At 70.3% G+C, this 11782-nt stretch carries 9 protein-coding genes and 1 riboswitch; of the genes, 5 read left to right on the top strand and 4 right to left on the bottom strand.

All coding sequences use genetic code 11. The features are described 5' to 3' along the window. Positions 1-200: 200 nt before the first annotated feature. Positions 201-617 carry a cobalamin B12-binding domain-containing protein gene (locus tag AB0B29_RS06420; protein WP_362235645.1) on the bottom strand — a complete coding sequence of 139 codons (417 nt, stop codon included), beginning with the start codon at positions 615-617 and terminating at the stop codon, positions 201-203. 521 nt (positions 618-1138) lie between these two features. Here AB0B29_RS06420 and AB0B29_RS06415 point away from each other — a divergent pair. After that, positions 1139-2002, top strand: a complete 864-nt coding sequence (locus tag AB0B29_RS06415) for an esterase/lipase family protein (RefSeq protein WP_362234713.1) — start codon at positions 1139-1141, stop codon at positions 2000-2002. Between the two features lie 219 nt (positions 2003-2221). After that, positions 2222-3775 (top strand): M23 family metallopeptidase, encoded by a 1554-nt coding sequence (locus tag AB0B29_RS06410; RefSeq protein WP_362234710.1) that lies wholly within the window; start codon positions 2222-2224, stop codon positions 3773-3775. A 164-nt stretch (positions 3776-3939) separates the two neighbouring features. Here the strand turns inward: AB0B29_RS06410 and pcrA are convergent, their stop codons facing one another. Further along, on the bottom strand, positions 3940-6417 hold the full coding sequence (gene pcrA / locus AB0B29_RS06405; RefSeq protein ID WP_362234708.1) for a DNA helicase PcrA: 2478 nt from the start codon (positions 6415-6417) through the stop codon (positions 3940-3942). A 314-nt stretch (positions 6418-6731) separates the two neighbouring features. Beyond that, a riboswitch (cyclic di-AMP (ydaO/yuaA leader) is annotated at positions 6732-6903 on the top strand. Between the two features lie 8 nt (positions 6904-6911). On the opposite strand from pcrA, the gene AB0B29_RS06400 reads away from it, so the two are divergent. Next, a complete protein-coding gene (locus AB0B29_RS06400) occupies positions 6912-8090 on the top strand; it encodes a C40 family peptidase (protein ID WP_362234705.1) in 1179 nt (392 codons plus the stop codon). Between the two features lie 61 nt (positions 8091-8151). Here the strand turns inward: AB0B29_RS06400 and AB0B29_RS06395 are convergent, their stop codons facing one another. Next, entirely contained in the window at positions 8152-8709 is a 558-nt protein-coding gene (locus AB0B29_RS06395) for a hypothetical protein (RefSeq protein ID WP_362234702.1), read from the bottom strand. A 320-nt stretch (positions 8710-9029) separates the two neighbouring features. Between AB0B29_RS06395 and AB0B29_RS06390 the strand changes: the two genes are divergently transcribed. Further along, entirely contained in the window at positions 9030-9971 is a 942-nt protein-coding gene (locus AB0B29_RS06390; RefSeq protein ID WP_362234699.1) for a hypothetical protein, read from the top strand. Here AB0B29_RS06390 and AB0B29_RS06385 read toward each other — a convergent pair. Next, positions 9949-10302 (bottom strand): hypothetical protein, encoded by a 354-nt coding sequence (locus AB0B29_RS06385; RefSeq protein ID WP_362234697.1) that lies wholly within the window; start codon positions 10300-10302, stop codon positions 9949-9951. The two genes, AB0B29_RS06390 and AB0B29_RS06385, sit on opposite strands and share 23 nt — an antisense overlap. Before the next feature lie 412 nt (positions 10303-10714). On the opposite strand from AB0B29_RS06385, the gene AB0B29_RS06380 reads away from it, so the two are divergent. Then, positions 10715-11773, top strand: coding sequence for a C40 family peptidase (locus tag AB0B29_RS06380; protein ID WP_362234694.1), 1059 nt, complete (start codon positions 10715-10717; stop codon positions 11771-11773). Positions 11774-11782: the final 9 nt, after the last annotated feature.

Below are 11782 nucleotides of genomic sequence, written 5' to 3'. Positions count from 1 at the left end.
GCGGCGACGGGTGCGACGCCGCACCGGCCGACGGGCCCCACGCGGCATCCGGCGGCTGGCGTCCTCCCGCGACATGTCACCGCCGGGCATGCCGACGGCCTGGACGGTCACCGGAAGCAGCCGATGCCGCACTTGTGTCGAACCGGCCATCCGGGTCGCCCCCGGCCGGGCGGGGACGACCCGGCCGGTCCGTCGGACGCCTACGCCCCCGCGGGCTGGCGGGCGTTCGTACGGACCCAGTCGACGATCGACGCGGTCGTCGCGCCGGGCGTGAAGATCTCCGCGACGCCCTTCTCCTTGAGCAGCGGGATGTCCGCCTCGGGGATGATGCCGCCGCCGAAGACCAGGATGTCCTCCGCGTCCCGGTCCCTGAGCAGGTCGATCACCGCCGCGAAGAGCGTGTTGTGCGCTCCGGAGAGGATGGACAGCCCGATCGCGTCGGCGTCCTCCTGGATCGCCGTGTCGACGATCTGCTCGGGAGTCTGGTGGAGGCCGGTGTAGATGACCTCCATACCGGCGTCGCGCAGGGCCCGCGCGATCACCTTGGCCCCGCGATCGTGGCCGTCGAGCCCCGGCTTGGCCACCACCACGCGGATCGGACCGGCTGCCACACCCATCACTGCCTCCATGAAGCGACTACATCCATCCGTACCGACAAGTACCGCACACATCGGGCAAGCCGTACACGCCGCACCGCACGGACACCCCGCCCCGAACCGTCCGGGCAAGTGAACGAACGTTATCTCCAGGATCCCGCAACCGGCAGTTTCGCGGTGGATACCGAGGGGGAAATCACACGATGGGACAAGTGCAAGGGGAGCCGCACCGCGGTCGCCGTCCCGCCGCGTCATCCACACACCGCGGCGGCAGGGCACCTCGGCGAAGGCACGCAGGGCAAGCACCGCACACACAGCACGCACGGCAGTCACGGCGCACCGGCGGGGAGCCTCGTCACCCCACAGATCGAGGACCCCCGTCGCACCACCGGCGTCACACACGCCACACGCCGCGTTCTGCCCCCGCAGCTCACGCGGCTCACGCCGCTCTCGCGGTCATGGCCGACCGTCTTCGCAGCTGCTTTCCACGAGGGCACACGGGGGGCGGAGCCGTCCTGCCGCGTGCCGACAGGAGGTCGGCCATGAAGGTCACCAGGGCTGCTCTGCCCTTTCTTCCGCTCTGCGAGCGCCTGCTGCCGGGCCGGCTGGCGGGAGTCTCCCTGGCCCTCCTGAAGGCCACCGCCCTGGAGATCGCGATCCTGGCCGGGCACCTTCTTCTCTACCCGTCCGGCATCACCCAGGAGCGGCGCGCCCCCGTCCCGGCGCTGCCCGCGGACGGCGCCGCCCAACTGCCCACCCAGGCCAAGCCGCCCGTCCTCCTGCTGCACGGCTTCATCGACAACCGCTCGGTCTTCGTCCTGCTGCGCCGCAGCCTCGCCCAACACGGCAGGCAGCAGATCGAGTCCCTCAACTACTCGCCGCTGACCTGCGACATACGCGCCGCCGCCGAACTGCTCGGCCGACGCGTCGAGGAGATCTGCGAGCGCACGGGGGCCGGGCGGATCGACATCGTCGGGCACAGCCTGGGCGGCCTGATAGCGCGTTACTACGTGCAGCGCCTCGGCGGCGACAGGCATGTGCGGACCCTTGTCACGCTCGGCACGCCGCATTCCGGAACCCGAGTGGTGCCCTTCGCGAACGCGCACCCCATCGTGCGCCAGATGCGCCCCGGCTCACCGGTGCTCGAGGAGCTCGCCGCGCCCGCCCCTGACTGCCGTACGCACTTCGTCAGCTTCTGGAGCGATCTGGACCATGTGATGGACCCGCTGGAGACGGCCTGCATCGACCATCCGGATCTGATGGCGCAGAACGTGCGCGTGACCGGCATCGGCCATCTCGCCCTGCCCGTTCACCCCGCCGTCGCCAACGGCGTACGGCAGGTTCTCGACACGGCCCTCCCGGGTGAACCGTCCGCCGAACACACCGACGATCTGACAGTCGCCTGAGACTCGTCGTACAGCGATCAGTCGACGCCGCAACACCGATCAACCTCGAACAAACTTCGAACACAGGGCCAAACCCGTGCCCGCCGTCCGCCAAAACACGGCCGAATGCCCGTTTCCTGCGCGCGCGAAACCAGCTGAAGATTGTCGTGCCCGCGTACCGCCGGGTACAGTCGCCGCACTGCTCTGGCAGCCCCTGTTGTCGAGGCGAAAGAGAAGTTGGTGAACGACCGTCACCCGTCGGGGACCATGACCCCGGCTCCGGCTTCCGACGCCGCCTCCGCGCACTACGCGTCGTACCACACCCAGGAAGCCCAGTACGGCGACTTCACCACGTACGGCGACTACACCGCCACCGGATTCGACGCCACCGGTGCCACCGCAACCGGTACCCACGGCACCGCGTTCGACGTCACCGGGCACACCACCGCGAGTTTCGCGACCGACCCCCTCTTCGGCGACATGCCGGGCAGCGGCCACGACCCGGGTACGTACGACACCGGCCACTGGCCCACGGGCACGCACGAGAACGTGCACTACGACGCGTACGCGGCCCAGCACCACGCCACCTACGACACCGGCGTCTACGACACGACCTCCTGGACGGCCGAGCAGCAGCTGATGTCGGCCATCCCGGCCCAGGCCGTGTCTCCCGACGCCACGGGGCAGTGGGAAACCGGCGCCTGGCTCCAGCCCGACCAGTCCGGCAACCCGGCCGACCACACCCAGCAGTGGGAGTGGGGCACGCAGACCTTCGACACGGGCGCCTACGACGCGACACAGTGGAACTCCGACGGCACCGCCGCGCCGGCTCCCGACGCCTACGAGCACCCTGCCGAAACCTTCGACCAGCACGAGACCGGGGCCTTCGACCAGGTCACGTACGACGAACCCGCCGAGACCGGCTACCACGCCCCCGACGCGGACGACGGCGAGCGGGCCGCCACCGGTGAACTGCCCGTCGTCACCCCGCTCCTGGACGGCCAGGAGGACGTCACCCCGGCCCCGTCGTCGCGTGCGGCCTCGCGCGCCGGTTCCCGTTCCCGCCGCCGCACGCCCCCCAAGCGCTCGGCGCTGATGACCATCGCGGTGCCCTCCGCGTGCGTAATGGGTGTCGCCGGGATCGCCGCCGCCTCCGTCGGCACCTTCACCGACGACAGTGCCGCCGAGGCGCAGACGACCGCGGCGGACGCGCCGCCGGTCAAGCCGGCCGCGGCCAACAACAAGCTGGACACGCAGCTGCGGAGCCTCTCCGCCGGCGCCGACGACTTCGCCGACCGGGCCAGCCGCACACAGGAGCGCATCGACCTCAAGGCCCAGCAGGTCGCCGAGAAGAAGCGGGCGGCGGAAGAGGCGGCCCGCAAGGAGCGACTGCGCCCCAAGTTCGCCCTGCCGGTCGCACGGCACGGACTCAGCGCCTACTACGGCCAGTCCGGCATCAACTGGATGTCCCTGCACACCGGCATCGACTTCCCCGTCTCGTACGGCACGACCGTCATGGCCGCGACCGACGGCACCGTGCGCACCCAGTGGAACAGCGCGTACGGCAACATGCTGATCCTGACCGCGAAGGACGGCACGGAGACGTGGTACTGCCACCTCTCCACGTACACGGTGCCCTCGGGTACGACCGTGAAGGCCGGCGATCCGATCGCGCGCTCCGGCAACTCCGGCAACTCCACCGGTCCGCACCTGCACTTCGAGGTGCGCCCGGGCGGCGGCTCGGCGATCGACCCGCTCCCGTGGCTGCGCAGCCACGGCATCGACCCGACGTAACGTCCCGGCAGTCCCCGCCCGTCGCCGACGCAACGTCCCAACAGCCGTCGCCCGTCGCCCGACCTCACCCCAGTAGCCCCCGGCCCGTCGCCCAGCGCACGGCGTAACCCCCCGCCGCCCCCGCCCGTCGAGCGAGCAGGGGCCCACCAATTCACCTCACCGGGCTACAGCTTCTCCACCGGTGCGTACCGCAGCAGCAGCCGCTTCGGCTTGGTGTCGCCGAAGTCGATCGTCGCCTCGGCGTTGCCGCCGGTGCCCTTGACCGCGACGACGGTCCCGAGCCCGAACTGGTCGTGTGTGACGCGGTCGCCGACCGCCAGCGACACCACCGGCTTCTCGGAGGTGCGGCGCGTGGCGAAACCGGAGGCACCCGACGCCGACGAGCGCGAGCGGGACGACGACAGCGAGGCCGCCACCGCCGAGACCGGCCCGGAGGACGCGGGCGCGGTCGCACCCGTCCGCTTCCACTCCACGTGGGTCGGCGGGATCTCCTCCAGGAAGCGGGAGGGCGGGTTGTACGAGGGCTGGCCCCAGGCGCTGCGCAGGGTGGACCGCGTCAGGTACAGCCGCTCCCGCGCGCGGGTGATGCCCACGTAGGCCAGGCGCCGCTCCTCCTCCAGCTCCTTGGTCTGGCCGAGGGCGCGCATGTGCGGGAAGACGCCGTCCTCCATGCCGGTCAGGAAGACGACCGGGAACTCCAGGCCCTTGGCGGTGTGCAGGGTCATGAGGGTGATGACGCCGTCGCCGTCCTCCTCGTCGGGGATCTGGTCGGAGTCGGCGACCAGCGCGACCTGCTCGAGGAAGTCGCTCAGGGAGGCCTGCTCGTCCTCACCGCGCTCCTGCTCGAACTCCATGGCGACGGCGGCCAGTTCCTGGAGGTTCTCGATCCGGGTCTCGTCCTGCGGGTCGGTGGAGGCCTGGAGCTCGGCGAGGTACCCGGTGCGCTCCAGGACGGCCTCCAGCACCGTGGCCGGTCCGGCGCCGGACTCGACGATGGTGCGCAGGTCCTCCATCAGCGTGTTGAACCGCTTGACGGCGTTGGTGGAGCGCGCGGCCATGCCGTACGCCTCGTCGACGCGCTTCAGGGCCTGCGGGAAGCTGATCTTCTCCCGCTGGGACAGGGCGTCGATCATCGCCTCGGCGCGGTCGCCGATGCCCCGCTTGGGGACGTTGAGGATCCGGCGCAGCGGCACCGAGTCCTCGGGGTTGGAGAGCACGCGCAGGTAGGCCAGGACGTCCCGGACCTCCTTGCGCTCGTAGAAGCGGACGCCGCCGACGACCTTGTAGGGCAGGCCGACGCGGATGAAGATCTCTTCGAAGACACGAGACTGGGCGTTGGTGCGGTAGAAGACGGCGACGTCGCCGGCCTTGGCCTCGCCCGCGTCGGTGAGGCGGTCTATCTCCTCGGCGACGAACTGCGCCTCGTCGTGCTCGGTGTCGGCGACGTAGCCGGTGATCCGGGCGCCGGTGCCCGCGTTGGTCCACAGGTTCTTGGGGCGGCGGGACTCGTTGCGCTCGATGACGGCGTTGGCGGCGCTGAGGATCGTCTGCGTGGAGCGGTAGTTCTGCTCGAGCAGGATCGTCGTGGCGTCCGGGTAGTCCTCCTCGAACTGGAGGATGTTGCGGATCGTCGCGCCGCGGAAGGCGTAGATGGACTGGTCGGCGTCGCCCACCACGCACAGTTCGGCGGGCGGGATCTCGGCCTCGGGCGGCACGTCGACGGGGTGCTCGAAGGTGCCGACCAGCTCGCGGACGAGGGCGTACTGCGCGTGGTTGGTGTCCTGGTACTCGTCGACCAGGACGTGCCGGAAGCGGCGGCGGTAGTGCTCGGCGACGTCCGGGAAGGCGCGCAGCAGGTTGACCGTCGTCATGATCAGGTCGTCGAAGTCGAGGGCGTTCGCCTCGCGCAGCCGCGACTGGTACATGGCGTAGGCCTGGGCGAGGGTCTTCTCGAAGCCGTCGGTGGCCTGGGCGGCGAAGTCCTCCTCGTCGATCAGCTCGTTCTTCAGGTTGCTGATCTTGGCGCTGAAGGACTTCGGCGGGAAGCGCTTGGGGTCGAGGTCCAGGTCGCGGCAGACCAGGGCCATCAGGCGCTTGGAGTCGGCGGCGTCGTAGATCGAGAAGGACGAGGTGAAGCCGAGCTTCTTGCTCTCGCGCCGGAGGATGCGCACGCACGCGCTGTGGAAGGTCATGACCCACATGGCGTTCGCACGCGGGCCGACGAGCTGCTCGACGCGCTCCTTCATCTCGCCGGCGGCCTTGTTGGTGAAGGTGATCGCGAGGATCTGGCCCGGGTGCACGTTCCGCTCGGCGAGCAGGTGGGCGATGCGGTGCGTGAGCACACGGGTCTTGCCGGAGCCGGCGCCGGCCACGATGAGCAGCGGGGAGCCGGAGTGGACGACGGCGGCGCGCTGGTTGTCGTTCAGCCCCTCCAGGAGGGCGGCGGTGTCCAGAACCGGGCGGGGGGCTCCGTCCCGGTAGTAGGCGTCCCGGTCCGGGGGCACGTCGAACTTCCCGCCGAACAGATCGTCCGGGATCGGCTCCGGAACGTGATCGTCCTCGGGTGGCGGCGGGGGCTCGTCCGCGGGGCCCCGCTGGGCCTGGAGGTTCGCCAGGAAGCTGTCGTCAAAGAGGCTGCTCATCGCTCTCCGAGTCTAGGGCGCCCCACTGACAGCCCGCCGCCGCCCTGAGAACATCGCCGCCCGCCCGGGACCCCGCCGACCGCCCTGCGGCGCGTTGTCGCCCTCCATGACGGCGCGATCACGCCCTGCTACACACCCGGCATGTGCGGATTTTCCCTACCTGATCCCCCTTGATCGTTCACTCTCGGCAACGCTCAGGAATAAGGTCACGAAAATGTATCGGGCATATCACCCATCAACCTTCACACGGACCACACGAGTTGGCTACCGTGCGACCAGGCCGCATGACCCCCACCGGCGAACGTCGCCGGGCCGCGCGGCCTCCGCCGAGTCCGGTGTGCCGCAGCGGCAGCCGGAGCCGGGGACCCAACCGTGAACCTGGGGTGAATCGGCCCGACTCCTGTGCGGAGAAGGCCGTAGGGCAAACCTTCCGAACCACCCGCCCGAACCCGACAGCTAACCCGGTAGGCGGAACATGGAAGGAGTCGCCTCCCTTGGCGTCGCACCGCAAGTCGCGTCCTACGGGTACGCGCATGGCAGGCATACGGACCCCCGCCCTGGCAACGGCGGCCCTCACCTCCGTGGCCCTGCTGTCCCAGTCGGCCAACGCCGCTCCCGAGGCCGACGACAAGCCCAGCCTGGAGGAAGTCGAGAAGAAGGTCGACGACCTGTACCGCCAGGCCGAGTCGGCGACCGACAAGTACAACGCGGCCAAGGAGAAGACCGCGAAGCAGCGCAAGCGCGTCGACACCCTCCTCGACGACGTCGCCCAGCGCACCCAGAAACTCAACGAGGCGCGCGATGAGCTGGGTTCCTTCGCCTCCGCCCAGTACCGCACCGGTGCCGCCGCCCCGGACACGGCGACGTTCCTGCTCGCGGACACCCCGCAGGACTACTTCGACCAGACCCAGCTGATGGACCGGATGACCGGCCGTCAGAAGGTCGCGGTCGACGACTACGTCACGCAGCAGTCCGAGACGATGAAGAAGCGCCAGGAGGCCACCGAGAGCCTCGAGACGCTCACCGAGTCGCAGGGCGACCTGAAGACGGCCAAGGCCACCGTCCAGCGCAAGCTCGCCGACGCCCGCGAGCTGATGACGAAGCTGACCGCCGAGGAGAAGGCCCGGCTCGCGGCGATCGAGAAGGAGAAGCGGGCGGAGGCCGCCCGCAAGGCCGACGAGCTGGCCCGGCAGCAGGCCGCGCAGCAGAAGGCGCAGGCGGAGACCGCCCGGCAGCAGGACGGCGGGACGGCCTCGTCGGGCTCCACGGGCTCCGGCTCGTCCTCCTCGACCGCCCCGGCCGACTCCTCGTACGCCACGAAGGCCGACAAGGCGCTGGCCTTCGCTCGCGCCCAGATCGGCAAGCCGTACGTGTGGGGCGCCGTCGGACCCGGCTCCTACGACTGCTCGGGCCTGACCCAGGCCGCCTGGAAGGCCGCGGGCGTCACCCTGCCCCGCACGACCTACGACCAGGTGAACGCCGGCACCACGGTCCCGCTCTCCCAGGCCCGGCCGGGTGACCTGGTCTTCTTCTACGACGACGTCACCCACGTCGGGATCTACATCGGCAACGGCATGATGATCCACGCGCCGAAACCCGGCACGTACGTGCGCGAGGAGTCGATCTACTACGACGGCGAGTCGGCGATCCACAGCGTGGTGCGCCCGGCCTGAGAGGTCTCCGCGGCGACGGCTGCGCCCTGCGCGAGGGGGCGCAGCCGACCACTGGTGGAGATCAGTTGCATCCGGACATCGTGTAGGTGTTGTCGACGACGACCGTGCTCCCGGACTTCATGTACGAGTACGCCTCACCGCAGCCGCCGCGCTTCTGGTAGACGGGACCGGCGTAGGTGCTGTACGTGCCGAAGTCCTCGGCGTGAGGGGTGTCGGTGAAGTTGTCCTTCAGCCGGATGCCCATGGAGCGCGCGGAGCCGGTGTCGTTGAAAAGGACACCGCAGATGTACTTGTCGTACAGCTTGTTGGTTCCGCTGTACTTGCCGTTCCACCACAGGTAGAGGCTGGCGTTATTTCCGTAGCGCGCAGCGCCGGCGGAGATGGTGTAGCCAGAGCCGCAGACGTTGGCGGCAGCCGCAGTCACAGCGGCGTCGGCCTGCAGAAGGGCCTTGCCCTCGGCGCCTTCGATCATCTTGAGGCCCGTGCTGCCTCCGAGTGCGATGATCTTCGGTTCCTTGGTGTCCGAGCCGGGGGCGGCGCTGGCGCTCGTAGCGGTGACGGCGGTCATGGCCACGGCCGCGGCGACGACGGTGTTACGTAGGGCGGAACGCGTGAACACAGGGCTCCTTCGTCATGTACACGTTTTTGGAAACGGGTGTGACTTTATCCCTCTCAAATGCCCGGCAATAGTCTGTTGAGCTGGTTTTGAGCTTTGCGGAATACGGAGTGGCATCTTCCTTTTTCTCACGTCGCGGACGGGCTGCTTTTCGGCCACCTATTTCCGACGGCGCCCAGCGTCGACAGCGACCTCGCCTCTTCCATCCGAAGAGGTGGCGAACACCCGGCCCAGGAGAACTCGACTGGACGGTTTCCTCGCTTTTTGAGGGGCACGCGCGTGCCCCTCCCGTAACGCGCGCGCCGCTCTCTAGCATCGGCGCTATGTCCGGTCCCTCCCCGTTCGCCACCTGGTGGGCGACGTATGCGCTGGCGACCGGCCTCGTGTCGGTCGGCCTGGACTCGGCGGGGTTCGCCGTCCTCGCCCGCATCACTCTCGCCCTGACCTGTGCGGCCTGGCTGGCGGCGGCCGCGGGTCTCGTCCAGCGGACGCACGGCGAGGGGCGGGCGGAGACCCCGACCGCGCTCACCACCGTGGCAGCGACCGCGGTCCTGGGCACGGGCTTCTCCGCGGCCGGGCAGCAGCCCGTTGCCGAGGCGCTGCTGGCGCTCGCCATGGTGCTCTGGGCGGTGCTCCTCACCGCGGAGGCCGAGGGGCGGCGCGGAACGGTGTTCCTGCGCTGCGTGGCCACCCAGGGGCTCGCCGTTCTCGGCGCCACGCTCGCCGCGGCCGACGCGGTGGCCTGGCTCGCGCACGCGGCCCTGGTGCTGTTCTGGCTGGGGCTCGCGCTCTACTGCTTCGCCCTGTTCCGCTTCCAGCCCCGGCAGGTGGAGGAGGGGCTCGGGGACCACTGGCTCGCGGCCGGCGCCCTCGCCGTCTCCGCGCTGGCCGGCGCGAAGGTCCTCGGTGCCGACAGCTCGCGCCTGTACCTGTGGAACGAGGAGAACGCCGACACCCTGCACACGACCGCCGTCACGCTGCTCGTGCTCGCGCTGATCGCCGGTGTGGCCCTGATCCTCGCCGAGCTCTTCTGGCCCCGGCACCACTACGACGTGCGGCGCTGGGCGACCGTGTTCGCCGCGGTCGTGACGGCGGCGGCCACCCTCGCGGTCGCCGCCGCCCTCGACGTCGCCTGGCTCGGCATTGCCGGGGAGGTGCTGCTGTGGATCGCGGTGGCCGCCTGGCTCGGGTGCACCGCCTGGGCTCTCGCCGCCGCCCGGGCCGGCACCCGGCGCCCCCGGATCAGGTCCAGAGCACGGCGATGAAGATGTTCGCCGTGGTCAGCAGTCCGACCAGGCCGAAGAGTCCCTTGTCCACCTTCTCGTCGTCCCGCTTCACATAGGCCAGGCCGAGGATCACGATCAGCAGGGCCAGCTTCACGCCGATCTTGACGTTGTTCACGGTCTGGTCGTCGGCCTGGTTGAGGCCGACCAGGATCACACCGGTGACCAGCATCGTGAGCGCGCCGTGCAGCATCGCGGGGGTGAAGCGGGCGGTACCCTCGCCCATCGCCTTCATCTGGGTGAGGAAGCCGCCCAGGAGTGAGGCGATGCCGATGATGTGGAGGCCGACGAAGAGGTGGATGAGTACGTCCATGAGGCCGGAGCCTAATCAGGGGCTTCGAAGCCACCCGACACCGGCCCAGGGGGGCACAAATACGCCCCATAGCACCCGATCACGGTCACTGACTCACTAATTGGCGCATCGGTCATCACGCTGAGTGAAGTCGACGGCGCCAGGGCGGAGTCACGGTCGCATACGGTCACCGTCGGTCCTCTCCCGACACTTCCGCACACCCGCCACCCGCCCGCCACGGCGACCTTTAGCGTCCTCCGTCAGGTGCCCGGCTCCCCACCGCCGCCCGGGCCAGGGGCGGCAGTCGGACACCACCGCCGAGAACGTCCGGCGGCGGTCCGTTCCCCCTGTGCGGGCCGCCGCCGGACCCGCCCCGTCCGCTCCGCCGGGTGGCCGCATCCCTCGGCGGTCGAGGAAAGGACGTGGCCTCCGAGTGGCAGCGCACCGCAAGCCCCGACAGCGCGCAATGGGTGGCGGCAAGGCCCGTACGGCCGCCACGATCGCCCTCGCAGGCGCGGCGACGGCGACGGGCTTCGACGGGACCGGACACGCCGAACCCCAGCTCACCCCCGGGCAGGTCAGGGCCAAGGTGGACCGGCTGTACCAGGAGGCGGAGGCCGCCACCGAGAAGTACAACGGCGCGAAGGAGAAGGCCGACGCGGCCGGGCAGCGGCTGAAGGACCTGCAGGAGCAGGCGGCCCGCAAGGAGGAGCGGCTCAATTCCGCCCGTGACGCCCTCGGTTCGGTGGCCGCCGCGCAGTACCGCGCCGGCGGTCTCGACCCGGCGGTGCAGCTCGCCCTGTCCGACGATCCCGACCGCTACCTCGAGAACGCCGAGTTCGTCGAGCGGGCCGGCACCCGGCAGAACGCGGCCGTCGCAGGTGTGCGCAAGCAGCTCCGGGAGATCGAGCAGCTGCGCGGCGCCGCCCACATCGAGCTGACCTCCCTGAAGTCACGGCAGACGGAGCTGAAGCGGCACAAGAAGACGATCACCGGCAAGCTGGGCTCGGCACAGCGGCTGCTGTCCCGGCTGGATGCGCGGGAACGCTCCCGGCTTGGCGTGTCGCAGGACCGCGCCTCGCGCGCCACGGGCGTGCGCGACACTCTCGCGGCCCCCGGTTCCGCCTCGTCCCTGGCGCCCAACTCCCGTGCGGCCGCAGCTGTCTCCTACGCCCGCCAGAAGCTCGGCAGCCCCTACGTCTGGGGCGCCACCGGCCCGAACGCCTTCGACTGCTCGGGCCTCGTCCAGGCCGCGTACCGCGCCGCGGGCGTCTCCCTGCCCCGCACGACGTACTCCCAGATCGCCGCCGGCCGCCGCGTCTCCCGCTCCGAACTCCTCCCCGGCGACCTGGTCTTCTTCTACGCCGGCATCAGCCATGTCGGCATCTACGTGGGCAACGGCCGGATGATCCACGCGCCGAACCCCTCCGCCCCGGTGCGTGTCGCCCCACTGGACGAGATGCCGTTCGCGGGGGCGACGCGGGTGGTGTGAGCGCCGGAA

Origin of the sequence: Streptomyces tibetensis, from assembly GCF_040647715.1 — a bacterium.
GTDB classification, from domain to species: Bacteria; Actinomycetota; Actinomycetes; order Streptomycetales; family Streptomycetaceae; genus Streptomyces; species Streptomyces tibetensis_A.
The sequence above is the reverse complement of the archived record's forward strand: the minus strand, read 5'-3'. Positions and strand labels throughout refer to the sequence as shown.